Source organism: Rhodococcus opacus B4 (assembly GCF_000010805.1).
Taxonomy (GTDB): domain Bacteria; phylum Actinomycetota; class Actinomycetes; order Mycobacteriales; family Mycobacteriaceae; genus Rhodococcus_F; species Rhodococcus_F opacus_C.
This window is the reverse complement of the sequence record NC_012522.1, coordinates 3,244,055-3,268,748: the sequence shown is the minus strand read 5'-3', so window position 1 is coordinate 3,268,748 and position 24,694 is coordinate 3,244,055. Positions and strand designations below refer to the sequence as shown.

The following is a 24,694-nucleotide window of genomic DNA, read 5'->3' as shown; positions in this document are numbered from 1 at the left end:
CGGGTCAGTGCTCCTCGGCGATCCGCTCGAGCAGTGGGCGGGTCCGGTAGGGGATGGCGTCGCGCATGGCGACGGACACCGTGGTGCGCTCGATCCCGGGCACGGCGAGAATGAGGCCCGCGACGCGATACAGGTCGTCGGCATCGACAGCGACCACGCCGATGTGCAGGTCTGCCGCTCCCGAGATGCCGACGACCTCGACGACCTCGGCGATGTCCCGCAGATGTTCGATGACGTCCTCGAGGCGGTGCTGGTCGACCACCGCGGTGACGAACGCCTGCAAGGGGTACCCCAGGTCGCGGGGTGATACGCAGCGGTCGACCGGTGCGAGCACGCGCTGCTCCTCCCAGCGAGACATTCGTGCCTGCACGGTATTCCGAGCCATCCCCAGCAGCGTCGCCAGCTGGACGCCGGTTGCGCGGGGAGCGTCGCACAGCGCGAGCAGCAGGCGGGCGTCGGTTCGGTCGAGTCTCGACATGTAGCTCAGTATCCCCCGCTCCCGGTTCGAGGGGTGGGCATTCTGCGTCATTTGATAGACGGAACCTGCGCATGGTGCGCGCGCTGCACGAGGACGTCGTCGTGGTGCCGCGCATCGACGCGGAGGCGATCGCGCTGCAGTGTCAGAGCGAGCCGCGGTTGTGAACGCTCGGTTTTCATCACATGCTCCGGTTCCGGTGGGGATGACGCACTCAGGCTGGATCCCGTTCGAGTACGACATGATAAATAGCGCGTCGGCGTCGAGGTGGTGGTGATCCCAGCGCGCGCATGTCGGCGCCACGCTGCCGTTCCACGCTCAGTCAATACCGCGACCAAGTCAACAGATCCAGTATCCGGTAGGCTGACTGCTACTGGATTTATGGAAGAAGCGAGGAGCGAAGATGGCACGTCTGCCGGCCGGGCAACGCCGAGAGGACTTCATCACCGCGGCGGTGCAGATTATTGCCGAACGCGGTGTGCATGGTGCGACCACTCGACGCATCGCGGAACGTGCGCAGGCACCGCTTGCGAGCTTGCACTACTGCTTCCATACGAAAGAGGAGCTGTTCCTCGCCATCTACGAGGATATGGCCGCGACGCAGTTAAGAGAAGGTTTTCACGTGCGCGAAGGCTCAGGACTCGGCCGCGCGGCGGCGGGACTTCTGCGTCAGGTCGCAGCATGGTTCGGAAAGGAGCAGACATACGCGCAGGCCCAATTGGAAATGTTCTTCTGGGTCTTGAGGCAAGACAGCGACCTGGCGAAGCGGCTGTATCAAGTCCATCTCGACATGCTCGAAGGCTTGCTGCGTCAGGGGTTGAGGCCCGACGACGACGTCAAGTTGGTCGAGGTTCTGGCTCGAACCATCGCCTCGGTTGCAGATGGTCTGGTTCCACAATGGCTGACCTTCAAGGATCCGGTCATGCGTGACACGACAGTCGATGTCATCGCCGAATCCCTGGAACGCCTCGCCGACGCGCACCGAATCCCGCAAGTGACGGCAGCCGGCTGAAAACCCGTCAAGGGGAGGCTGCTCAACTGCGTCGGGAATCGCTCACCCGTCACCCGCTATTGCGAGGGATGAGCGATTCCCGTCTACCGTCCGATTGTGGCTCGCGGATCGCGAAGGCTGGCTCGGGCGGTCAGCGCGTCAGAGGACGATTTCCTCCTCGCCCCGGATGGGAGCGGGCGCGGTGGTGGGGCGCCGGCGTCGGCTGGAGATCACGAAGACCGCCAGCACGAGCGCGATCACAACGACGATTACCCATGACATGGCATCGCCTGGTGGTGCCGGAGGATTGATCACCCCGTTGAGGTAGACCCAGGCCATCGTGATGCCGCCGAGTGCTGAGCACACGAGGATGAGGGGACGTGTCGTCTTGGCGCGGAGCATCAGAATGATGGCGCCGACGGTGATGAGGATGTACGGGGCGACCCATGCGTACACGATCAGTGGTGCGCTGGCGTAGTACGCCTGCGTCACTGTTCCCGTGACGGCCATGACGGCGGCCATGGCGGCGAACCCGAGTACCGACAGGACGATGATTGCCACGTGCGGAGTTCGGAATCTGTTGTGCACCTCGGTGATTCGTTCGGGTAGTAGCTTGTCGATTCCCAACGCCATGACGAAGCGCGCGCCGTAGTTGATGAACCCGATGAGCGCGGCGAAACACGCCACGGCGAGCACCAGGTCCGTTGCCGTGGCGACCGCGGATCCGAGCCCGGCATTGAGCGCCAACGCGGCCGGCGCCGACATTCCGGCCTCGAGATCGGACGAAGCGGCGATGAGCCCGGGCACTTGCAAGATGGTGCAGAGCAAGTACAGAACACCCAGCACCACGGGCACGGACATCACCGCGAGTGGAATATTGCGTCGAGCATCCCGGGTTTCGGCAGCCAATGCCGTGCAGCTTTCGAACCCGATGAGGAACGTGGTGCCGGCGGCCACACCCTGCAGGATCCCACTGACGCTGATGCCGTCGAAGTCGAACTGCTGGGACAGGTCGAGTCCCGTATGTACTGCGCTCGCGACGGTGATGATGAGGACGAGTGGAATCGACAGCGCAGCGAGGCCGACCGCGACCCGCACCGACGTGTCCAGTCCGCGAATTGAAACGATAGCACCGATAGCGATGGCACCGAGGATGATCGCTGATTGCGGGCCGAAGTCGAGGGCGTTCTCGAATCCCCGCGAGATGAGGAAGCTACCGGTGAAGATGCCGAAGATTGCGCCGACACCACCGACCTGTAGGACGAACCCGACGAAGAGTGCTGCTGCGGTGAGATATCGGGCCCATGGTCCGAATACCTCGGAAATGTAGCTGTACAGAGAGCCGGTGCTGATGAATCGGCGAGCGAAGGTGATCACGGACAGTCCGACGCAGATCACCGCGAGCGCACCGAGGAGGGCGGACGGCCATGCCGCTGGGCCGGCGGTCTCGAACATCAGAAGCGGTACGAGGGCCATGCCGACCGCGGGAATGAACGAGGTGAGGGACAACGAAACCAGTGGTACCCGACCGAGATGTCCGGTGTCGAGATCTTCGACCCCCGACTGATGTGGGTGCTCGTTTCCATGGGGCGATGCAGTATCGACCATGCGATTACTCCTAGAAAGTTTCGCGACAGACGTCGCGTAGGTGAAGGGAGGCCTGCGGGGGCCTCCGGGTCGGCACAGCGAATCGGCGACGGCAAATGCCGGGGAATGTTCAACCGATTAGGTCAACCGACCCCCAGATGATTGCAGTATGTCCGGCTGTGGTCAATGCCACAGTCGATATTTGCCCCGTGCACCCGAGAACCAGGGTGCAATCAGGACAAATCGCCCAGCTATTCACGGCTTGCCGCTGCGATTCGTGTGATCTTCGCTGCGGGGCGCTGGGCATTGACATGCCGCTGCGGGCGACATAGTGTCTCCAATCACACGACTTGGGCAAACGATCAGAAATTGTCTACTTCCGCGGTAGGCGGTAGGCGGTAGGCGGTAGGCGGGTGCGGCGAAAAGCCGTCTGTCGAACCCAGTCCACGACTGCGCCGTAGAACCTGCGGGCACCGAATTCGAAGGGCGAGATCATGCGCAGCACAATGAACGACGGACCGCTATCACTCGCGCGGTTGCTGCGCTATGCCACCACCGCGCACCGCGAAGCAGTAGTGTCGACCTGGACCGGCGGCGGCTGTCGGCGCCGAACCTTCGGCGAGCTGGCTCCCCGAATGGCGCAGTTGGCGAACGCGTTACAGGGCCTCGGCGTGGGGCGGTCGGATCGGGTGGCCACTTTCATGTGGAACAACAGCGAGCACCTCGAAGTGTATGCGGCGGTGCCTGCGATGGGTGCGGTGGTGCATCCGCTGAACATCAGGCTCTCGCCCAGTCAGGTGGCCTTCGTGGCAAACCATGCCGAGGATCAGGTCGTGATCGTCGATGCTTCGCTGTTGTCCGCGTTCGGGCAGGCGTTGCCGATGATGACGACGGTGCGGCACGTCGTCGTGGTGGGCGCGCTCCCCGAGAGTTTCCAGGCGCCCGCGCACGTCGCGGTGCATGATTACGAGGAGCTGCTCGCCGACCGATCGGAGACCTACTGCTGGCCGGATATCGACGAGCAATCGGCTGCCGCCATGTGTTACACCTCCGGGACCACCGGAGATCCGAAGGGTGTTGTCTACTCGCATCGTTCGCTCTACCTGCACGCGCTGCACGTCACCACGTCCATGGGGATGGGATTGAGCACCCGGGACACCTGCCTGGTCATCGTGCCCATGTTCCACGTCAACGCCTGGAGCTTGCCGTATGCGTCGATGCTCTCCGGCGCGTCGCTACTCATGCCCGATCGCTTCCTGCAACCGGAGCCGCTGCTGGCGATGCTGGCGGCCGAACGCCCGACCATCGCCGCGGCCGTGCCGGCGATCTATACCGGCATACTGCAGACCCTCGCGCGCACGCCGCAGGACCTCACACACCTGCAGCGGGTGTTCGTCGGCGGATCGGCGGCACCGTTGTCGTTGCTGCAGGCCTACCAGGACGAGCTCGGTGTCGAGATGATCCAGGGGTGGGGTATGACCGAGACATCGGCGGTCTCGGCCACCGCGGCACTGCCCGCGGGTCACTCCGGTGACGATCCGTGGGCGCATCGCGCGACGCAGGGCCAGTTCGCGCCGCTCGTCGACTACCGGCTGAAGAACGATGCCGGTGACGTTGTCGCCAACGACGATGTTTCACTGGGGGAGCTTCAGGTGCGGGGGCCGTGGGTCACGGCGGCGTACTACGCGCGCGATGACGCCGAGCGGGAGCGGTACGCCGGGAGTTTCGACGGTGATTGGCTGCGGACCGGCGACGTCGGTCGGGTGTCGCCGGACGGGTATCTGACGCTGGTGGATCGCGCCAAAGACGTCATCAAGTCCGGCGGGGAATGGATCTCGTCGGTGGAGCTGGAAAACGACCTGATGGCACATCCGCATGTCGCAGAGGCGGCCGTGTTCGGTATCCCCGATCAGAAGTGGGACGAAAGGCCATGCGCGGTGGTCGTCCTCGAGGAGGGTGTGGAGCCCGATCCGAAGGTACTCCGCGACCATCTGAGTGGGAATCTCCCCAAATGGCAATTGCCCGACAGCTGGGTCTACATCGACGAAGTGCCGAAGACCAGTGTGGGCAAGTTCGACAAGAAGCTGCTTCGGCAGCAGTTCGCCGACGGCCACCTCGAGGTTCTCAGTTCCGAATAGTCGAGTGGCTGAAATTCATATCGAATCCATTGAAAGAACAATTCCGCCCACACATCTTTGAAGGAGACATCGTGGCAGGTTTGACCACCCTGGAAGCAAGCGCCTCACTGGACGACGTGATCGCGCACATCGATCGTGACGGCGGCGTCATCATCCGCGACTTTTTCGACGGCGAAACACTGAACGAAGCCCGAGTGGAGATCGATGCCGCGTTGGAGACAGCGGCCTGGGGCCAGGACGACTTCTCCGGGCAACGGACCAAGCGGCTGTACGGCGTTTTCAACCACATCAAGCATGCCGCCACGGCTGCACGTCACCCGATCTACAACGGCGTAGCGGCGCACTACCTGGAGCGCACCCGGCCGGTCTACCTGGGTGAAGATCAGGTCGAGATGGTGCCGAACTATCAGATCGGGGTCACCTCGATCATCGATATCCACCCCGGCGAGGGCGCGCAGCCGCTGCATCGGGATGACAGTGTGTGGCAATGGCGCCACCACGAGGGCTACAACCAGGCCCGTGTCCAGTTGATGGTCGCCATCACCGATTTCACCGCGGAAAACGGGGGAACAATGGTGGTTCCGGGCAGTCACAGGTGGGACGACACCCGGGCACCGAAGGTCGACGAAGCCTTGCCGACGGAGATGGCCGCGGGGTCGGCGTTGATCTGGGTGGGCGGTACCTATCATGGCGGCGGCACCAACAACTCCGACAGCAGCCGGATCGGATTCACCCTGGGCTTCGATCTCGGGTTTCTGCGTCAGGAGGAGAACGCATTCCTTACGTACCCGCCGGAGATTGCCAGGACCTTCGACGAGGATATTCAGAAGCTGCTGGGCTACTCGACCTGTCCACCCGGTACCGGATTCGTGGGCCACGAGGGCGCGATGGCCGACCCGATCTTCTTGCTGAAGGACGACGCTGCGCCGTTCACCAACAGCTACGCCCAATTCGATGCCGAGTAAACAGGTCTCCGTTCCGCGTTCGGCCTGAGCCTTCCCGTGTTCCGGGAGACTTCCGAACCAAAAATCCCAAGATTGTCGATGTCTGTCCGCGGAAGTGCACACCCACGCTGGATGTTCGCATGCATGCGCTTGATCCGTATGCAGTCGGTCACGAGGGAGCGGTGCAGGATTCGATCCGACAGACCGGTTGACGAGTTGGCTCCTGGCCACCGTCGACTTACAGGCCACGAGGGGCCAAGCGCCGGCACATCGAAGATGGGACACCTCCCTCTGGGGATTTCATCACCGTCAACACGGTCACCGGTGAACCGATCACCATCGCGGACTGGATCTGACGCGTCCACGCGGTCGGCCGCTTCCTCTCCGAGATCACCGAATGGGGTTGGAACGTGCATTCCCGCGGTGCCAACCCTCCGTAAGAGACCTGACCGACCGGAACGCGCCCCGCCTCGTATCGACCCGTCGGTTCTGACGGGCCAACTCAGCGTGGTCGTGCGGCTGACTCATGCCTCGCCCCGCACCCGCTGCCTTCCTCGTTACTCACCACGAAATGGCTCTTCGAGACTGCAGTTCGAGACGAATTGAACCGCGGCGGCAGGGCTCGGGTACGTCACCCGCATCAACTTTGGCGGATTTACGTCGCCGCCCACCTAGGTATGACGGGGGTCTCACGGATAGGTCAATCGAGACCTATTTCACTCAAAGTCTTGACCGCATAACTGGACTGATCGTATGATCTAGTCGATTGATTACACCGTCTGAAGCGATTAGAAGGGCTGAAAATGACGAGTATTACTCACACCCTGATCTCCGTACCGCGCAGCACACCCGCCACCGAGATCATCGAGATCATGGAACGCGACGGTGGGGTGGTCATTCAGGGACTGCTCACTCAGGATCAGGTTGCGCGCTTCGATGCCGAGATCGAACCGGCCATGCAGGCTTTGAATCCGGGAACCACGCATGACAACGAGGTGATTCAGGCATTTCACGGCGTCAACACCAAGCGCCTCACCAACCTGGCGACCCACAGCGCGACCTTCCGCAACGAGGTCATCAACGATCCGCTGGTGAAAGAGATCTCCGATCTCACCTTCTTGGAGAAGACCGGCACCTACTGGATGACTGCAGCCCAGGTCATCGAGATCGGCCCCGGAAACCCGCTGCAGCCGATGCACCGCGACCTGGAGAACTTCTGGCCGCTGTTCGAGCTCGGCCGGAAAGGCCCGGAAGGCACGATCAACTTCCTGATTGCGTTCACCGACTTCACCGAGGAAAACGGTGCCACCCGCGTCATTCCGGGAAGCAACCACTGGCCGGACTTCGAGGATCGCGGTAAGCACGAGGACACAATCCCGGCCATCATGAATTCCGGCGACGCACTGCTGCTCAGCGGCAAGACTGCCCACAGCGGAGGCGCCAACCAGACCGCGGACATCTACCGTCGTGCTGTCGCCTTCGCCTTCAACTCCAGCTGCTTCGTCGGCGAGGAGGCCTACCCCTTCATGGTCGACATGGACCTGGTCAAGACCATGACTCCGCATGCGCAGCGACTGCTCGGCTTCCGTTCGCAGTACCCGGCTCTGTCCGGTGGTCTGTGGCAGTACGACTACGGCGAGCTGTCCAGCTACCTGGGTCTGGATGACGAAAAAGCCTACGTCGGCCCACTCAGCGCTCCTGGAGCCCATTGATACGGAAACACTCACTCACCATCATGAATCGCCGGCCTTTGAAATCTATTGTCCGTCTTCGTTCAATGGGGATTGTCGACAACCTCATCCATGAGCAAGGCCGCGGGAAACGGATAAGGCTGTCCGGCAACCGATCACAGGTATCAGCATCCGCGCGGCGCAACTCCCACTGAAGTCTGGCACCTCGAAAAGTCCTGGAGATGCCCGCAGGGGATCGGCGCGCTGTACGAACAGCGGCGACGCAACGATCTTATTCGGAGTTCGACTTGATTCCAACTGAAGGAGAATGCATGGCTGACTCGGGCGTCCGTGCGGTGGCGGTACTGGGAACCGGGCTGATGGGCGCCGCGATCGCCCGGGTGCTGGCGAAATCTGGTTGCGTGGTGACCGTCTGGAACCGGACTGCGGAGAAGGCCAAGGTGTTGGCCGAGCTGGACGGCATCACCGCCGCGGACACGGCCGCGGACGCGGTGGCCTTCGCCGATGTGACACTCGTCGTGCTGCTGAACAGCGCCCACGTCGAGGCCGCGTTTGCGGGGGTTGATCTGGCGGGACGGACGATCGTGAACCTGGTGACCGGCACGCCGGACGAAATGGCCGGCCTGGGCGACCTGGTCACCTCGCGTGGTGGGCGTTATCTTGCCGGGGCCATCGCCGGATACCCACAGGACATCGGCGCCGAGAAGGGCGCACTGGTCTATTCGGGATCCGCGGAGATCTACAACGAGTTGAAGGGCACGCTGGTCAAGCTGGGCGGTCGATCCACCCTGGTCAGCGAGAGGCTCGGCGGCGCAGCGGCGACCATCGCCGCATTGGGCGGATTCGCCGTAGTCGCCATAACCGCGTATATCGAGGCGATCGCCTTCGTTCAGTCCGAAGGCGTCGCGCTCGACAAACTGGGTGACGTGACCGACACGGTACTGGGCGTGGTCGAGAGTGGCATCGCGGAGTCGGCTCGGGCGATCCAGGCCGGTGACTTCGAGACCGATCAGGCCGCGCTCCGAACCTACCTCAAGGCATTCGAAACGTTTATGGAGGCTTTCGACTCGGCCGGCAGTCGATCGGTGCTGATCGGCGCGCTGACAAAGAATTTGGCGGATGGCGTGGCCGCCGGCTATGGCAACAAGGCGCTGGCAGCACTGGCGAAGCTCCCGCGAGAATTGGATGTTCAGTTGATATAGTCGAACGATCAGATTTCGATCGGAGAGATTCTCGCGGGTGTGTGACCACAAAACGTGCTACGGGCGGTACCGGCCCACGGCCACCACGCCGAAGACCTGCCGGGGCCGGTACGCGGTGCGTCAGATCGACTGGGCTTTATACATAGATTCGGGAGAGTGAATGCGCACTGCATCGGTTGTCCTCGTGGGACTCGGCAGCGTTGGCGTCGACGTTGGTCGGACGCTGTGCCGACGCGATGACTGCGCCGTCGTGGGTGCGCTGGACATCCAGCCTGCCCTGCATGGCCGCGATGTCGGCGAGTTGCTCGGCGTGAGTAGCTCCAAGGGCGTCGTGGTCGGCTCCATCGACGCATTGCCGAGGGCGGACGTGGCGTTCGTCGCGACCACGTCGTTCGTCGAGCCGATCGAGCCGCTGGTCACGGACTTGCTTTCGCATGGTTACAACGTCGTGTCGATATGTGAGGAATTGGGATACCCGGCGCACGCTCATCCCGAGTTCTCGGCGCGGGTCGATGAGGTAGCACGTGCAAACGGCCGCAGCGTGGTCGGCACCGGATGTAATCCGGGCATGTTGATGGACACCCTGCCGTTGCTGCTCAGCAGTTTGACTCAGCGCGTCGAGAGCGTGCAGATCGAGCGGGCCACCCAGATGGTGCACTACGGCCACATCCTCGGAAAGTTCGGTATCGGCCTCACCGAGTTGGAGTTCGTGCAGGCCCAGGACGAGGGGCGGGTCATCGGTCACGTCGGATTCACCGAGAGCATCGCGGCATTGGCATCGGGACTGGGGTGGGTGCTGGACACGATCGAGGTCGACTGTCCGGCACCGGCATTTCTCACCGACAGTGAGCGGATCGGTGACAATATTATTGTGGCGCCGGGAACAATTGCAGCGGTCCGCCATGCCGCCCGGGGGATCCGGGACGGTGAACCCGTCATCGAGGTCGCGGTCCATTTCGGCTTCTTCGAAGACGGCGATCCGGTCGTCCCCGGCGACCGGTGGCTGATCGAGGGTGAGGAGCAGACTCTCGAGTTCCTCGCGCCGCGTGGGCTGGACAGCCTGCAGTCGACTGTCGCGGTCGCGTCGAACGCGATCACTGCGATCGTCGATGCGACGCCGGGCCTGCGCACCATGGCCGATCTTCCTGTTGCGGCGGTCGCGTCGAAAGGTGCCCATCGAATCCAGTCTGCGACTGTGGCGTAGTACCTGCGGTACACCGAGTTCGAACCCAGGGCAGGGGCGGTGTCGAACTGGACCGGCGGCGGCAGTCGGCGCCGGTCCTACGTCGATGTGGAGTCCGAATGGCGCAGTCGGCCAACGCGTTACAAGGTATTGGTATCAGGGCGGTCGACGCGAATGCCGACCGGAAAATGGGTGCTGCGGCCGGGCCGGTGTGCGCAATGTGGTGTCGAACTGGGTGGTCGGCGGGTGAACCGGCCGAGCGCGGACACCGTGGTGGGCTTTCCGCGTCTTATGATTCGCTTCGTCGGAGTCGCAATCTGCACAGCTTCTTGCCCGCTTCAGTCCGCGGGCAGGCAAACAAGCGCGCCCGGCGAGCGTACCGACATCTGAGGGCATGATGACGTACCGCCTCAGGTCGTGGACTGACCCGTGTGATGATTGATCATGACGCCCGCATAGATCTGTCGGCCAAGACTCCAGTGCATTGCGTTCTGCCGCTCGCACCGATGAGACGTGCCCCGACAGCGGTGACCTGCCCCGAATAGGGCGCCCGCGCGAGGGCGGGCGCGACGGCCCGGATCGAAATGATCCGAATGTTCGAGCGGACCAAGATATCTATTTCGCCGCCAGGCCAACGCCGCGCTGTACCGCATGGTCCTGTCCCGCTGCGCGGGATGCTGGACCGGAAAGTATCTGGGATCGCTCATGGCCGATGGCAAACGGAACCAGAGAATCGGTTCGCAGAGAAAAATTGGTATCGCAGCGGATGCCGTGCAGTTCCACGTTGGAACTGCACGGCATACAGTTATTCGGCTGAGAGCTTGACGATCGCGGCGAGGTCCTCGTTCGCGAGGCCGGCGGCGACTGCCCGGTCGAACACACCCGTGGTTGCCCGGATCATGGTGGCCGGGCCGTGCGGTGCCATCGTGTCGAGGAAGGTCTGACCGGCCTCCTGGTAAACGGTGAGTGTCGCCCGCTCGGTAGCGAAAGTGCCGGTGTCCACGCGGTTCAGGATGTCGTGGATCTCCTCGGAGAACTGATCGAGGGTGTGTGGCAGTAGGGACCGGAGCGCGTCGGTGCTGACACCGGCGTTGCCCATGTACCGGGTCGCCTCGATGAACGCCACCATGCTGGACATGTAGAAGGCGCCGACCAAACCGGCGTCCATGACGTTGGCTGCGCCGTGGACGGTGCCGACGTGGAATGCTCCTCCGGCCAGCGCCCGAACGATGTCGCTGTGCGCCGTCCAGAGTTGCTCGGGGCCGGCGACCAGGATACGGGCCTCGGCGCTGCCGATCTGCTCGGGGAAGCAGAGGATTGCGCCGTCCAGATACGGCACGCCATGTTCGGCCGCCCACGCCGCGAGTTCGTTTGCCTCGTCCGGTAAGCCGCTCGTCAGGTTCAAGATCGCGCCGGCGACCCGGGTGGGGTCGATCTGTGCGAGCAGGGCGCGGACGTCGTCGGTCGTGCTGACGCAGACGATGGTCAGGTCGGCATTCTGAAACGCCTGGCTGACTTCCGTGAGGACGGTGGCGCCTGCATCGACCAATCGCACGGCGCGCTCCGGGCTGCGATTCCATACTGCGACCGAATACTGCTTCTCGAGCGCAACCCGGGCTATAGCGGACCCCATGTTTCCGCAGCCGATCACGGCCAGGTCAAGTTGGTTCGTCCCCGTCACGTCACTCCTCGTATTCATCGATAGAACATATGAACATGTATTTTGTCCCGCGGGCAGAGCCGCGTTCGGAGGGAACTCCCCCTGGAGCCCATCGCGAGTCCGGGTCTGTGCGGGGTCCGAGAAATCCTGGCTGGCACTGTCGACCGGGCTTTTGGCATAGACACCAAGCCGACGAATGCTGCGGCGCACGTGAAATTCCCAGGTTCGGTGAACTGTCTCAGCCGACCCCGGTAACTGCTCGGCCCAGCCAGGCTTCGAAGCTGCCGTAGCGCCGCTGACCGCACTAATCGAATTGAAGTACCCCGTCGTCGGGATCGGCGCTGAGGATCTCCTTCGTGAGCTCGTGCACCTGCGGGTTCAGCCACGGGAGCCGATCGCCCTGCGACGGCATGTGATCGAGGTACCGCAAGAAGTATCCCGAGGTCACTCCGGTCATCCACGGATCGCGCGGCATGTTCTCGTCGCCGGCACGCAACACCGGGGTAACCGCTTTGGCACCCAGCTTGTCCATCGTGGTGAGCAGCGAACTCCAGAATTGGTTGACCAGTTCGAGTCGCAGCGTCCACGACGAGTTCAGATAGCCGTGCGCCTGCACCAGGTTTGGGACGCCGCTGAACGCGACACCCTTGTAGGTGTAGGTAGTGCTGAAGTCGACCGGGTTTCCGTCGACGGTGAACGCAACCTTGCCGAGGGTGCAGAGGTTCAGTCCGGTGGCGGTGACGATGATGTCGGCCTCCACCATGTCGCCGGACTCCATTCGGATGCCGTGCTCGGTGAACTCGGCGATGGATCCGGTCGCCACGTCGGCCTGGCCGGCCTTGATCGCTTCGAAGAGGTCGCCGTTGGGGACCAGGCACAGGCGCTGATCCCACGGTTGGTAGGACGGGGTGAAGTGCTTCTCGCGGAACTCGGACCCGACTATCGCGTCGATCGCATCGAACAGCGGCTTCTTGAACTCCTCGGGATAGCTCCGTGCGAACTGATAGTTGATCTGTTGCTGTTCCAGGTTGCGCAGGCGGACCGCGTCGAACGCGGCCTCGTCGCCGATTTCCGCCCGCAACTTGATGGCGTCCTCGTCGATGTCGCTGTCGATCGCGACGTACGACGGCGAACGCTGCACCATGGTGACCTTGGTGGCGGTGCCGGCCATCGCCGGGATCAGCGTGATGGCCGTGGCACCGGAACCGATGACTGCCACTTTCTTGTCGGCGTAGTCGAGATCCTCCGGCCATTCCTGGGGATGGACGATCGGGCCCGTGAAATTCTCCTCGCCCGGGAATCGTGGTCGGTAGCCGTTCTCGTTGTCGTAGTAGCCCGAGGCCATGTACAGGAATGAGCACGTGATCGTGTCGGAGCCGGCGGGCGACTCGACCTGCACCGTCCAGGTGCTGGATTCGCTCGACCAATCCGCCTTGAGCACACGATGATCGACGCGGACGGTGGAACGCAGTTGATGCTCGTCGACGGCTTCGTGGAGATAGTCGAGGATGGTCTGCCCGTCGGCGATCGTCTTCTCGTCCCGCCACGGCTTGAAGCTGTAGCCGAGGGTGAACATGTCGCTGTCGGACCTGATGCCCGGGTACCGGAACAGGTCCCAGGTGCCACCGAGGTTGTCGCGCTTCTCGAGCATGACGAACGTCCGCTCGGGATGGGTGGTACGCAGTTCGACCGCGGCGGCGATGCCGGACAGTCCCGCTCCCACGATTACGACGTCGACGTGCGAGTTTGTTGGCTCCATGAAGTCACTCCCTACCGAACGGGCCGGCCGTTACTGATATCAGTTGGGTTGTTGTCGGGACTCGGTGGATGCGGATGTCACGGGGCGTGTTGCCGACCGTGTAACGCCCGCGTCTGGACCGAGAAAAGAATCTATCGATCTAATCAAATGATCTGACTAGCTAGTTTGCAGTAAGTTCGGGATCCGCGTCAACACCGGGAACTCCGCCACGAGTCAGCTTCGGTAGCGGTTTTACCCCGGATGAACCGGGATTGTCGATGGCTCTTGACGACATCGGTGACACCGACCACACTGATCATATGACTTAGGCAGAAGTCTTGGTCAGTCATCGAAATGAGGTCAAGCAGGTGAGTTCCCTGACTGCAGAAGATTTGCTGGTCGCGGTCGAGCCGGATCCGACGCCGCTGGTGCTGTCGGTGGCTCGGACGTTGAGGGCCAGCGCAGAGGTGCCCGAGTTGCGGGCGTTGATAGGTGGTACTACCGGGACGGTGGCGCTGAAGTCGGTCGTCGATCCGCAGGCGGCGACGCTCGATTTCGCCGACGGTCGCGTACATGTGAGGCACGGCGTCGACGGCAGTGTCGAACCTCTCGAACTGCACTTCTACCCCGAATACACGGTCGTCGGGGGAGGGGAGATCGGGCACGCGGTGGGCCGGCTGCTGTCGCCGCCCCTGCCGGACTGGAATGTCGCTGCGCAGAAGTTCTGGGAACTCAACGCCGACTCGGCTGGATTCCCCGAGCAGCTGGTCATCGTGTGCATCGACAACGACGAGCGTCTCGTCTTCGGCGACGGCGTCGCCACTTTCGAGATCCACGGGTCGGCCGAATCATTGTCGGCAGTCCTCAGCGGGATGTTCGATTCATTTCTCATCGCACTGGGTGTCGGTGCCGTCGCGGTGATCGGCTCGGCTGCGCAGATCTCAGTGATGTGCGGTGCACACTGGAAGGTGCGGTTCAATGGCTGAAACAACGAGTGCCCGGGTCCGGCGGTGGCTGGACGAGCGGGCGATCACGTCGATTCGCATCGAGGCAACGAACCTCGACGGGACGTTCGTGGGAAAGTCGATTTCCCCGAAGAAGTTCCTGAGCGGACTCGAGACGGGATTTCCGTTCGCCGACGTCGTCTTCGGCAACGATCTCGGTAACTTTCCCCAGTTCGGTTTCGCCTTTCCGGAGTGGCGCGGCGATCTGCTGGACATCTTCCTTCGCCCCGACCTGGCGACGCTGATCGAATGGGAGCCCGGCAAGGCATCCGTCATCGGCGACTTCTGGACCAAGACCGGTGACCCGGTGTCGGTATGTCCGCGAAATCTCTTGCGCAAGGTGGAGCGGCAGGCTGCTGACGAGGGCTACTCGGTCAAGGCGGCGATCGAGATCGAAGCAACCGTCTTCGAGGAGTCGGTTCACGAAGCGCGACGCAAGGGATACAAGGATCTGACCCCGCTCGGCGGTTCGGCCGGCGGAGCCTATGTGCATGCCAAGTCTGGCGATTGGTGGCAGTTCCTGGACCGAGTGCAGAAGCGTCTCGTAGAAGTGGGACTGGAGTGGGAGGCGTGGAACGACGAGGCGGCCGTGGGCCAGATCGAGATCAACGTCGCCGTCGCCGACATCGTCACCACGGCCGACAACTGGGCCCGGACCCGTCAGGTCCTTCGTGAGGTCGCGAACGAGCTGGGTCGGTCGGTGACCTTCATGGCCAAGTGGTCCGACGCGTGGGGTCAGGCCTCGCATCTGAACATCTCGTTGGCGAACGAGGACGGCAACGCGTTCTTCGCCGAGAACGGACCGTCCGATGTGATGCGAAACTTCATCGGCGGCGTCGTGCAGACCATGCCGGGGGCAACCTCGTTGGCACTGCCGTTCCTGACCTCCTACCGACGGCAGATCCCGCTGGAAGGCCCGCCCACGACTGTCACCTGGGGCATCGACAACAAGACCACCGCCGTCCGCGCGGTGACCCGCCACCCGAAGTACTCGCGCATCGAATACCGGACGCCGGGAGCAGATTCGAACGCCTACCTGGTAGCTGCAGCGGTGCTGGGGGCCGGTCTTTTCGGCGTCGTCAACGGCATCGAGCCGCCGGCCCCGTTCGTCGGCATGGCCTGGTGTAACCCGTCCGGCACCGAGGCGCTGCCGCACACGATCACCCGCGCGGCCGATGCACTCGCAGCCGACAAGGCACTGGCCGAGGTCCTCGGGCAAGAGTTCGTCGACTACTGGATCGGAACCCGACGCTGGGAATGGCTGGCGTTCCACACCATGGGTGGCGGCGACCCCGACTGCGGGATCACCGATTGGGAACTCAACCGCTACTTCGAGCTTGTATGAGCACGCGTATCAAGGCGGCAGTGCTCAATGCCGCGCCAGGTGCGTTGGATATCGAAGAGCTGGTCATCGACGACCCAGGGCCCGACGAGGTGCTGATCCGGATCGCGTACGCCGGTCTGTGTCATTCGGACCTGCACGAGATGGACGGAACCTTCGAGTCCGACACGCCGATCGTGCTCGGCCACGAGGCGGTGGGCGAGGTCGTCGAGGTCGGCAGCGCTGTTACGGAGTTCAGTCCAGGTACCACCGTCGTGACCTGTCTGTCGGCGTACTGCGGGTCGTGTGAATTCTGCCTGGCCGGGCAGCAGACCCTGTGCGTGCGTCGGGCGGAGTTGCAGCAGGGCCGCGCCCGGCCCCGTCTGACCAACAGTCAGGGGGCGGCGGTGCGGGCCACTGCCGGGATCGGTGGTTTCGCCGAGATGGCGCTGGTCCACAAGAACAGCGTCGTCACGATCGAGCCGGGGGTACGTCTGCAAACGGCGAGCGTGCTCGGCTGCGCGGTGACCACCGGGATGGGCTCGGTGCTGCAGAGCGCCTGCGTTCGTCCGGGGCAGACTGTTGCGGTGATCGGGCTCGGCGGAATCGGATTCTCCGCGGTGCAGGCCGCCCGGCTGGCCGGCGCGGCACAGATCATCGGTGTGGACGTCGTGCCGGAAAAACTGGAGCAGGCCAAGTTCTTCGGAGCAACAGAGGTGGTGAATGCCCGCGAGACCGACCCGGTCGCGGCGGTGCAGGCGCTGACCGACGGCGGCACGCACCACGCATTCGAGGCGGTCGGCTCCGGTGCCACGGCAGGGCAGGCGTTCGCGATGCTGCGACCAGGCGGCGTTGCCACGGTGATGGGCATGATCCCGGACTCGCATTCGATTCCACTTCGTGGATCCGAACTCTTCATGCAGGAAAAAAGTCTGCGCGGGTCGTTCATGGGATCGAACCACTTCAAGGTGGATATCCCGATGTATCTGCAGTTCGCACGGGCCGGTTTGCTGCAGCTCGACGAGCTGGTCACCGCCGAATACTCACTCGAAACAATCAACGAAGGGTTCGATGCCCTGGCATCGGGCAGGGAAATCCGCGTTGTCGTAGGAATTGGAGCGACGTCGACATGAGACCTCTCATCGGTATCACGGGCCGATGCTATCGGCTGGAAATGGTGACCGGTACATCGCCACGGTTCACCGATCGCTTGACGAACTCCTTCTTCTCTGACTTCGACCGGTGCGTGGCCGAAGCCGGCGGCATTCCGGTCAACCTTCCGTTCGTGTCGAGTTCGACCGGTGTTGCCGACAGGCTGGACGGGTTGATCGTGACGGGCGGACAGGACGTGCACCCGTCACGCTGGGGTGGCATGCGTCCGGTCGACCCGGCCGCCGATCCGCGCCGGAACGTCGACGTCATCGACTTCGAGCGGGACCAGTACGAGGCCGACCTGATCTCCGACGCGCTGGCGCTGGGCATCCCCATCCTCGGCGTGTGCCGCGGGCATCAGCTGCTGAACACCGTCCTAGGCGGGACACTGATCGAGGACATCGAGGAAACGTCCGTCGTGCATTCTTCGCCGAAGGCTGCGCCCTACGCCGGTGACGACAACCATGTCGTCGACTTTTCCTCCGGCAGCGTCGGGCGCCAGATCTACGGTGCCCGTCGAACTTCCAACTCATGGCATCACCAGGCGGTGGACCGGCCCGGTGTCGGACTCGCGGTCACCGGCCGAACCACCGACGGAAGTGCGGAGATGATCGAGCTGAGTGGCCGACCCGTTGTCGGCGTCCAGTGGCATCCCGAATGGCAAACCGAGCGCGACCCGATCTTCGATTGGCTCATCGAACGGTGCACATGGACGATGAATGATCGCCAGCAGCATCGGAAGGTCGGATGACGCGCTCAGCGCGCTCACTATCGACGGGTTCTGGTTCGAGTTCAGCTATATGAGGAGTTTCACCGGGTATGGGTCTTCAATCTTCACTTGCCGCATTTCAGCGTTCTCGGAACAGCATTGGCGGCGGAGTCAGTTCGGGGCTGCGTGCATCCATGCAGCCGCATCCGTTGTTCGTCAGGGAAGCTCGTGGCGCCCACGTCTGGGATCTGGACGGCGATCGATATGCTGACTGTGTAATGGCCTGGGGTGCACTGGTGCTCGGTCACAGCGACGAACGGGTGGTGTCGGCGGTCCGGGGAGTCCTCGACCGCATGCAGGTGGTCGGCACCGGCCACGCCCTGGAGTACGCGGCGGCCGAAGCGGTGCTGGAGGCGGTTTCGCACGGCGAGCGCCTGTTGTGGAGCAACACCGGCACCGAGGCTGTTCAGGTGTCGCTGCGGCTCGCTCGGGCCGCGACCGGACGCCGACGCATCGTCAAGTTCGCCAAGAGCTATCACGGCTGGCAGGATTCGGTCTATGCGGGTATGTCGTCGGATGAGTACGGCAGGCCGACGCTGACCGCAACCAGAGGCCAGAGCCCCAGCGTTCTTGATGATCTGATCGTTTCGGAGTTCAACGACATCGAGATGATCACCGGCATTCTGGAGGACGCACGCGAACTCGGTATCGCCGCGGTCCTGCTCGATCCGATTATGAGCAATGCGGGGGTGACCGAACCGCTTCCGGAGTTCTTGCGGGCGGTTCGGGCTCTGTGCGACGAGGCCGGCGTGGTGCTCATTTTCGACGAGGTCATCGCGGGCTTCCGGGTCGCACGTGGTGGTGCCACCGAGCGCTTCGGGGTACGCCCGGATCTATCGGTGTTCGGCAAGGCGATGGCCGGCGGGTTCACCCAGAGCGCGGTGGTGGGCCGCGCAGACTTGATAGATCAGGTGACCGACGGCGTGGTGCATGCCGGAACGTTCAACGGAAATCCGGTCGCGTTGGCCGCGGTCGAGGCGACGATGGGTGTGCTCGCGGATCCGGCGGTGTATGCGACGCTGGAGAGCAATGCGGCGCGGTTCCACGATCTGTTCGGTGCGGTACTGGCCGAAGCCGAAGTCCCGGCGCATCTGAACCGTGTGGGGTCGTTGCTGCAATTCGTGCCCGAGGGCGCGGCCACCGGACTCCACGGAACCGGTGGCATCTGGGGGAAGGTCCTGGGCGGGATGCTCGCCGAAGGCGTGATGTTCATGCCCTCGGGAAAAATCTTCCTGAGTACAGCGCACACGGCCGAGGACATCGACTTCATCGCCGAGGCACTGAGCCGCGTCGTCGGCTGAGCTGTTGGCGCAGGCCAACAGCCTGCCCGCGTGATCGAATGATCAAGCAGCGCCATTTCGGTGCCAGCTACCGAATCGACGGGCCCGCGTGGCGCGTCCGGTCGAATTCGCGAAGGTGCACTGCTTTAGGGCTAATAGTGCTGTATTGCAGCATCTTCAAGCGAAAGCATGATGCCCGAAGCGGATGTGACCGATCTAACCAAAACCCTTGTCCGAACTCTGATCAAACGATATGATCAAATGATCAGACATCACCGGTCTACCGGAAGGAGAAGCAAGTTATGACTGTCGACCAGCAGGTACTGCAGCGAGTCCCCGTGACCACGTCTGCGGAGAAGATTCTCGAGATCGTCCGCCGCGACGGCGGTGTGATCATCGAAGACTTTCTCACACGAGACCAGATCAAGCGCTTCAACGCTGACATCGACGATCCGATGGCACAGCTGCGCCCGGGCTCTACGCACGACGGCATGATCGCCGAGTTCCACGGTAGCAACACCAAGCGCCTGACGAATCTGGTCACGCACAGCGAGACTTTCCGCGGGGAAATCATCGACAAGGATCTTGTTCACGAACTGAGTGATCTGACCTTCGTCGAGGAAGCCGGCACGTACTGGATGACCACGGCACAGGTCATCGAGATCGGCCCGGGCAACAAGGCTCAGATGCTGCACCGCGACCTGGGCAACTGGCCGCCCTTCTACGCACTGGGCCCGTCCGGCCCCGAAGCGTGCATCAATTTCCTGATCGCGCTGACCGACTTCACCGAGGAGAATGGTGCGACTCGTGTCATCCCGGGCAGCAATCATTGGGACGACTTCGAGGACAACGGGACTCCGGAAGGCACCATTCCGGCGATCATGAAGGCTGGCGACGCGCTGTTCATCAGTGGAAAGACCGTCCATGGTGGCGGGGCCAACCTCACCGACAACGAGTACCGTCGCGCTGTTGCGTTCACCTTCAACGCTGGCTACTTGACCCCCGAAGAGTCCTACCCGTTCATCGTCGATCTGGAGATCGCCAAAACGCTGTCGCCGCGTGCGCAACGACTGATCGGATTCCGCTCGCAGTACCCGCCGACGTCGGCGGGCCTGTGGCAGGTCGATTACAACGAATTGGCCGGAGTCCTCGGGCTCGACAGCTGAAGCGGTCATTCGAGAATTCAGAGCAGCAACACCGAGCCGCGCGAAAGGCGGAAGCGACTGTGGCAGATAAAGTCAAGACTCCCGAACGGGCCACATTTGACGACTGGCTGGACCTCGCGGTGCAGACCGAGTTGCCGACTGCGATGTGGGTGGACGGCGAGTGGGCGCAAGCAAGCAGCGGCAAGACCGCACCGCATACCAGTCCCCGCCGCGGTGAGACGGTGCAGGTGGCGAGTGCTGACGAGGTGGATGTCGAGCGGGCAATACAGGGTGCGAAGCGCGCCTTTCGCAGCCGGGTGTGGGCAGGATTGGAGCCGCGTGAGCGTGGCGAGACGCTGATCCGGTGGGCCGACCTGCTCGACGCGCATCGCGACGAGCTGGCGTTCCTTGTTGCGTACGAAATGGGTAAACCGGTCACGATCGCGTGGAACGTCGAGATGCGTACCGCGATCAACACTGTGCGCTGGTACGGCGAGCTTGCCGACAAGCTGATGGACGAGTCTCCGCGCGGCCGCAACGGCGCGGTCGCCCTGGTGACCCGTGAGCCGGTCGGTGTCGTCGGCATCATCACGCCGTGGAACTTCCCGATGACGCTCGCGATGTTCAAGATTCCGGCTGCCCTGGTCGCCGGCAACAGCGTCGTCGCCAAGCCGGCGAGTCAGACGCCGTTCTCCCTGCTGCGGGCCGCCGAGCTTGCCTACGAGGCAGGAATACCCCCGGGCGTTCTGCAGGTGATCACCGGCAGTGGCGCCAAGGTCGGCGAACAGCTCGGCATGCACGACGATATCGCGACCCTGGCGTTCACCGGATCCACCGACGTCGGGAAGCAGCTGCTGTCCTACGCGGGTGCGTCCAACGCCAAACCGGTGTGGCTGGAGCTGGGCGGCAAGTCGCCGAACATCGTGTTCCCCGACGCGCCCGACCTGGACCGGGCAGCCTCAATGGCCGCCTGGGCGGTGTCCTTCAATAGCGGTCAAATGTGCACTGCCGGATCGCGATTGGTGGTCCACGAGGACGTACGCGAGGAAGTGGTGGCGAAGGTCATCGACAACCTGAACGCGGCGGTGATCGGTGATCCACTGGACCCGGCGACGACACTCGGTCCGCTGGCCTTCGCCGCACATCGCGACGACGTCCTGGCCGAGATCCGCGCGGGCATCGACTCGGGTGCCAAACTGGTTCTGGGCTCGGATACCAGGCGCGATGACGGCCTGTACGTCGACCCTGCTGTCTTCGTCGACGTCGATCCGGACAGCAGGCTCGCCCAGCACGAGATCTTCGGTCCGGTGCTGGCGGTGCACTCCTTCCGTGCGGAGGAGGAGGCGCTCGCGATCGCGAACAATACGGTTTTCGGATTGGGTTCGTCGGTGTGGACCGCGGATCTGGGCCGGGCTCACCGGATGGCGCGCGGCATCGACGCCGGTATGGTCTGGATCAACTGCTACGAAGAGGGCGACTCCTCGGTCCCGTTCGGCGGCCGCAAGCTGTCCGGGCACGGTGCGGACAGGAGCAATCACGGTCTGGACAAATACACGCACCTCAAGACGACCTGGATCGAGTTGTAGATTCCGGGCGCGCGGCAGATCGTCCCTGGTGGATCTCACGGAAAAGTCGTCGGATGGGAGTGGGGCGCCCCCAGGGCATCCGGGCCACGATGTACTCGGCGCACCCACCGAGAATCAGAAGCGATCGGTGTCGTCGCGGGCCTTCGGCGTGTCCGGACGGGACGGTCCCGGCCGCGGCTATGGTTGGCCGACGCGCAGACAGTGGTGGAGTTGTCGAGTATGCATGTGTGGCCAGTTCATTGGGACCTTACTGCACCGGCAACGGACGGTGACCGTCAGGCAAACCGACACCGACGAGCAATTCGCGGCGATCCGGGTTGTCAACGATCCCGTGTCGCTGGGGGTTGCAGATCGAGAAAGCCGGTCCCGAACTCGGAGGCCGTACTCGAAGCCACCTTCGGCTGGTTCTGGGCCGACGACACACTCGAGGTGGTCGGCGCCACCGTGCATTTGGCACACACATTGGTTGTCGGGGTTTGTTATCGACGAGTGAGGAACGACGTACGCGAGCGATGTCGGTGGCCTTGGTGGACTGCTACTGAGAGTCGAGCTCCTCGCGTTGTACTCCGGCTCGAGGAATAGGTGCATACCGAGTTGCTCGCGAAGGCCGTTGTACTGATCCCCGTATCGGACCTGTTCGGATTTCACCGGCAAGGGAAAGCCCTTCTCGATCGGGATGGGATCCGCGGAGGGCAGTCCGACTTCAAGTACCTCTCACCGCAGCCTGCGGTCACGCCTCTCTTCAGTCACTCCGCGAACGCAGACCGGAAGGTTTCGACACACCCAGGTAAGGGCAACCCGCCGATCCGGGCGACAGGAACTGAGCAAGCGCCGCAATCGCGGTCAGTCCATAGACCTGCTCCGGGGATGTGACGCCCTCGTGTAATTGAGACATTTTGAGTCGCACAGCGCCTTGGAGTAGCCGTTCGTACTCGTCGATATCGATTGAGAAGGCGGTCGCTATATCTTTCGGCGCTGGTCCTCCGAGCGGTTGCCACAGCAGAGCGAAATCGAGAATGTCGTTGTTGCGACGGCGGTTCCACATCGTCATCCAACCTCGGGTCGTGTACTCGCACCGGCGTCTGAGCGTGAATAACGACTCAGTCAACGGGATTTGAATCCGTTCGTTCGCGGACGGCGCGGGTATGCATGTGCTAAGCGCTGTATCTCTTCCAGGGCGCAGTTGGATTCGGGGATCTTCTCCCACAAGCGGTCGATGAACTGGAGTCTTGACAGTCCGAATTGAACGAGGATCTCGTCCTCACTAGCGCCTCCGTATGGCGCCCACATACTCGCGAACCCGATGAGGATCTCCGTCTCTTTGTCACGATGCTTCCGTTTGTGGTCGACTCCGCCCGCCGCGGCGTGTCGCCGCTGGTGCCGTCTGCCATCTGTCGAGGATTTCATGGTATATACGCGATCTACTCGGGGTCGGCGGAGGCCTTCGGGTTGCGGTGCTGCGCGTCGCGTCGATGTGTGGTTTCGGAGGAGGTCGTTCTTTCGCTGGATGTCACGCTGTTTGTCCGTCGAATGCGGCGTCTCCGGAGATTGTGTCCGTACGAGGTCGACTCGGGAGATGCCGAATCGGCACCGAGGGGCCCAATCGGAACGCCAGTTGCAAGCTCTCGCATGCGTCCAGCACTGCGCGGCGACTCTTTGCGTAGGTCTGCACCTCCGGGAAGAACCCGTGGAACACGCCGGTGTATCGCTGGTGACGTACCGCGACGCCTGCCTCGTGGAGGGCGGCGGCGTATGCCTCGCCGTCGTCGCGGAGCGGATCGACCTCGGCGGTGGCGATGTGAGCACGGGCCAGTCCGGCCAGCGAACCGGCCTTCATCGGGACCGCGAGCTCGCCGAGGTCGGTGGGGGATTCACCGACGTACTGCTTCCAGAACCATTGCGCGGTTCCGGCGTCGAGTAGTGGGGCGTCCTTGAAGTCTGTCCACGACGGTCGGGTGAACTGGTCGTCCACTGCCGGATAGACGAGCAGTTGCATCACTGGCTGAGCGATTCCGCGACGGCGGAGGTCGAGGCACAGCGAGGCTGCCAGTCCACCGCCGGCCGAATCGCCGCCGACTGCGAGCTGGGTCGGGGCGACGCCCAGTTCGGCGGCGTTGGCCCGGAGCCAGTCGTAGGCCACCCGAACGTCGATGATCGCCGCCGGAAAGGGGTGCTCGGGCGCAAGTCGGTAATCCACCGATACGACGACGCAGCAGGCCTCGTCGGCGATGATCCGGCACAGCTCGTCGACGCCGTCCAGCGAACCGACAGTGAAGCCGCCGCCGTGGATGTAAAGCAGCGCGCCGGCCTGGGTTGCGCGGTCGGGCTGGTAGATACGGACCGGCACCGAGACATTCCCACCGTCGGCGACTCCGGAGATGGTGCGGTCCTCTACCGATGCGACCCGTGTCGTGCGGGGCGGGGGAGTTGGCGCAGCGAACTGTCGAACACCGTCGAGTCCCAGCGTGTGAAGAGGTCCCGGCAGCAGTTCGTCGAGCTGCTTGGCCACTGCCAGCGCGTCCGAGTCCAGGACGTCCTGCCATTGCGAGTAGGTCATATGCAATCACTCTCCGATCGCGACGATGATGTGGCGGGAAGCCGGCCGTTGGCCGACGCGTTGGTATGTCTGCGGCCGGGTTGGTTTTCGCAGAGCCGCTTTTGGCTGGGGATTGGCGACATCGTTCTCGGTCCGACGATAACTCCTGTCAGATCATACGATCATGTCAGATGATCGGACGGGTGTCCACCACGAGTTCTGCGTGCGGTGTCCTGCGCGGAGTGTCATTGACATCACGCATACCGTGAGGGTATCTATTCAAGGTATGACC

At 63.2% G+C, this 24,694-nt stretch carries 19 protein-coding genes; 13 read left to right on the top strand and 6 right to left on the bottom strand.

Annotated features, from left to right (window positions below; translation table 11 throughout):
* Window positions 1-4 precede the first annotated feature (4 nt).
* Window positions 5-478 carry an Lrp/AsnC family transcriptional regulator gene (locus ROP_RS15030; RefSeq protein ID WP_012690238.1) on the bottom strand — a complete coding sequence of 158 codons (474 nt, stop codon included), beginning with the start codon at window positions 476-478 and terminating at the stop codon, window positions 5-7.
* Window positions 479-878: 400 nt separating this feature from the next.
* On the opposite strand from ROP_RS15030, the gene ROP_RS15025 reads away from it, so the two are divergent.
* Entirely contained in the window at window positions 879-1,487 is a 609-nt protein-coding gene (locus ROP_RS15025; RefSeq protein WP_012690237.1) for a TetR/AcrR family transcriptional regulator, read from the top strand.
* 138 nt (window positions 1,488-1,625) lie between these two features.
* On the opposite strand, the gene ROP_RS15020 is transcribed toward ROP_RS15025, so the two are convergent.
* A complete protein-coding gene (locus ROP_RS15020) occupies window positions 1,626-3,074 on the bottom strand; it encodes an APC family permease (RefSeq protein WP_012690236.1) in 1,449 nt (482 codons plus the stop codon).
* A 473-nt stretch (window positions 3,075-3,547) separates the two neighbouring features.
* Between ROP_RS15020 and ROP_RS15015 the strand changes: the two genes are divergently transcribed.
* The 5 genes from ROP_RS15015 to ROP_RS14995 all read left to right on the top strand — a co-directional run bounded on the left by ROP_RS15015 (window position 3,548) and on the right by ROP_RS14995 (window position 10,232).
* Window positions 3,548-5,191 (top strand): fatty acid--CoA ligase, encoded by a 1,644-nt coding sequence (locus ROP_RS15015; protein ID WP_012690235.1) that lies wholly within the window; start codon window positions 3,548-3,550, stop codon window positions 5,189-5,191.
* 71 nt (window positions 5,192-5,262) lie between these two features.
* Window positions 5,263-6,156, top strand: a complete 894-nt coding sequence (locus ROP_RS15010; protein WP_012690234.1) for a phytanoyl-CoA dioxygenase family protein — start codon at window positions 5,263-5,265, stop codon at window positions 6,154-6,156.
* A 782-nt stretch (window positions 6,157-6,938) separates the two neighbouring features.
* The gene (locus tag ROP_RS15005) at window positions 6,939-7,847 is read left to right on the top strand and encodes a phytanoyl-CoA dioxygenase family protein (protein ID WP_012690233.1); all 909 of its coding nucleotides are present in this window, start codon (window positions 6,939-6,941) and stop codon (window positions 7,845-7,847) included.
* A gap of 290 nt (window positions 7,848-8,137) precedes the next feature.
* Window positions 8,138-9,028 (top strand): NAD(P)-binding domain-containing protein, encoded by an 891-nt coding sequence (locus ROP_RS15000; protein WP_012690232.1) that lies wholly within the window; start codon window positions 8,138-8,140, stop codon window positions 9,026-9,028.
* Window positions 9,029-9,188: 160 nt separating this feature from the next.
* Window positions 9,189-10,232: a dihydrodipicolinate reductase gene (locus tag ROP_RS14995; protein WP_012690231.1), complete on the top strand. Its 1,044-nt coding sequence runs from the start codon at window positions 9,189-9,191 to the stop codon at window positions 10,230-10,232.
* A gap of 784 nt (window positions 10,233-11,016) precedes the next feature.
* Here the strand turns inward: ROP_RS14995 and ROP_RS14990 are convergent.
* The gene (locus ROP_RS14990; RefSeq protein WP_158306509.1) at window positions 11,017-11,892 is read right to left on the bottom strand and encodes an NAD(P)-dependent oxidoreductase; all 876 of its coding nucleotides are present in this window, start codon (window positions 11,890-11,892) and stop codon (window positions 11,017-11,019) included.
* Window positions 11,893-12,175: 283 nt separating this feature from the next.
* A complete protein-coding gene (locus ROP_RS14985) occupies window positions 12,176-13,630 on the bottom strand; it encodes a flavin-containing monooxygenase (protein WP_012690229.1) in 1,455 nt (484 codons plus the stop codon).
* Window positions 13,631-13,977: 347 nt separating this feature from the next.
* On the opposite strand from ROP_RS14985, the gene ROP_RS14980 reads away from it, so the two are divergent.
* The 7 genes from ROP_RS14980 (at window position 13,978) to ROP_RS14950 (ending at window position 21,866) form a co-directional block, all read left to right on the top strand.
* A complete protein-coding gene (locus ROP_RS14980) occupies window positions 13,978-14,595 on the top strand; it encodes a hypothetical protein (protein ID WP_012690228.1) in 618 nt (205 codons plus the stop codon).
* Window positions 14,588-15,958, top strand: coding sequence for a glutamine synthetase family protein (locus tag ROP_RS14975; protein ID WP_012690227.1), 1,371 nt, complete (start codon window positions 14,588-14,590; stop codon window positions 15,956-15,958). The genes ROP_RS14980 and ROP_RS14975 overlap by 8 nt, the downstream gene beginning before the upstream one ends.
* Window positions 15,955-17,067, top strand: coding sequence for a Zn-dependent alcohol dehydrogenase (locus ROP_RS14970; RefSeq protein ID WP_012690226.1), 1,113 nt, complete (start codon window positions 15,955-15,957; stop codon window positions 17,065-17,067). Before ROP_RS14975 ends, ROP_RS14970 begins: the two co-directional genes overlap by 4 nt.
* The gene (locus tag ROP_RS14965; RefSeq protein ID WP_012690225.1) at window positions 17,064-17,837 is read left to right on the top strand and encodes a gamma-glutamyl-gamma-aminobutyrate hydrolase family protein; all 774 of its coding nucleotides are present in this window, start codon (window positions 17,064-17,066) and stop codon (window positions 17,835-17,837) included. The genes ROP_RS14970 and ROP_RS14965 overlap by 4 nt, the downstream gene beginning before the upstream one ends.
* 68 nt (window positions 17,838-17,905) lie before the next feature.
* Entirely contained in the window at window positions 17,906-19,156 is a 1,251-nt protein-coding gene (locus ROP_RS14960; RefSeq protein ID WP_012690224.1) for an aspartate aminotransferase family protein, read from the top strand.
* A gap of 281 nt (window positions 19,157-19,437) precedes the next feature.
* Window positions 19,438-20,301, top strand: coding sequence for a phytanoyl-CoA dioxygenase family protein (locus ROP_RS14955; RefSeq protein WP_012690223.1), 864 nt, complete (start codon window positions 19,438-19,440; stop codon window positions 20,299-20,301).
* A 59-nt stretch (window positions 20,302-20,360) separates the two neighbouring features.
* The gene (locus ROP_RS14950) at window positions 20,361-21,866 is read left to right on the top strand and encodes an aldehyde dehydrogenase family protein (protein WP_050785075.1); all 1,506 of its coding nucleotides are present in this window, start codon (window positions 20,361-20,363) and stop codon (window positions 21,864-21,866) included.
* Between the two features lie 742 nt (window positions 21,867-22,608).
* Here the strand turns inward: ROP_RS14950 and ROP_RS42585 are convergent.
* Both ROP_RS42585 and ROP_RS14945 read right to left on the bottom strand, forming a co-directional pair.
* Window positions 22,609-22,917 carry a hypothetical protein gene (locus ROP_RS42585; RefSeq protein ID WP_148222474.1) on the bottom strand — a complete coding sequence of 103 codons (309 nt, stop codon included), beginning with the start codon at window positions 22,915-22,917 and terminating at the stop codon, window positions 22,609-22,611.
* 459 nt (window positions 22,918-23,376) lie between these two features.
* Window positions 23,377-24,423 carry an alpha/beta hydrolase gene (locus ROP_RS14945; protein ID WP_012690221.1) on the bottom strand — a complete coding sequence of 349 codons (1,047 nt, stop codon included), beginning with the start codon at window positions 24,421-24,423 and terminating at the stop codon, window positions 23,377-23,379.
* Between the last annotated feature and the right edge of the window lie 271 nt (window positions 24,424-24,694).

Coding starts and splice junctions, on each gene's coding strand:
- ROP_RS15030 (WP_012690238.1), bottom strand. CDS start 478: ATGTCGAGACTCGACCGAACCGACGCCCGCCTGCTGCTCGCGCTGTGC.
- ROP_RS15025 (WP_012690237.1), top strand. CDS start 879: ATGGCACGTCTGCCGGCCGGGCAACGCCGAGAGGACTTCATCACCGCG.
- ROP_RS15020 (WP_012690236.1), bottom strand. CDS start 3,074: ATGGTCGATACTGCATCGCCCCATGGAAACGAGCACCCACATCAGTCG.
- ROP_RS15015 (WP_012690235.1), top strand. CDS start 3,548: ATGCGCAGCACAATGAACGACGGACCGCTATCACTCGCGCGGTTGCTG.
- ROP_RS15005 (WP_012690233.1), top strand. CDS start 6,939: ATGACGAGTATTACTCACACCCTGATCTCCGTACCGCGCAGCACACCC.
- ROP_RS15000 (WP_012690232.1), top strand. CDS start 8,138: ATGGCTGACTCGGGCGTCCGTGCGGTGGCGGTACTGGGAACCGGGCTG.
- ROP_RS14995 (WP_012690231.1), top strand. CDS start 9,189: ATGCGCACTGCATCGGTTGTCCTCGTGGGACTCGGCAGCGTTGGCGTC.
- ROP_RS14985 (WP_012690229.1), bottom strand. CDS start 13,630: ATGGAGCCAACAAACTCGCACGTCGACGTCGTAATCGTGGGAGCGGGA.
- ROP_RS14975 (WP_012690227.1), top strand. CDS start 14,588: ATGGCTGAAACAACGAGTGCCCGGGTCCGGCGGTGGCTGGACGAGCGG.
- ROP_RS14970 (WP_012690226.1), top strand. CDS start 15,955: ATGAGCACGCGTATCAAGGCGGCAGTGCTCAATGCCGCGCCAGGTGCG.
- ROP_RS14965 (WP_012690225.1), top strand. CDS start 17,064: ATGAGACCTCTCATCGGTATCACGGGCCGATGCTATCGGCTGGAAATG.
- ROP_RS14960 (WP_012690224.1), top strand. CDS start 17,906: ATGGGTCTTCAATCTTCACTTGCCGCATTTCAGCGTTCTCGGAACAGC.
- ROP_RS14955 (WP_012690223.1), top strand. CDS start 19,438: ATGACTGTCGACCAGCAGGTACTGCAGCGAGTCCCCGTGACCACGTCT.
- ROP_RS42585 (WP_148222474.1), bottom strand. CDS start 22,917: ATGACGATGTGGAACCGCCGTCGCAACAACGACATTCTCGATTTCGCT.
- ROP_RS14945 (WP_012690221.1), bottom strand. CDS start 24,423: ATGACCTACTCGCAATGGCAGGACGTCCTGGACTCGGACGCGCTGGCA.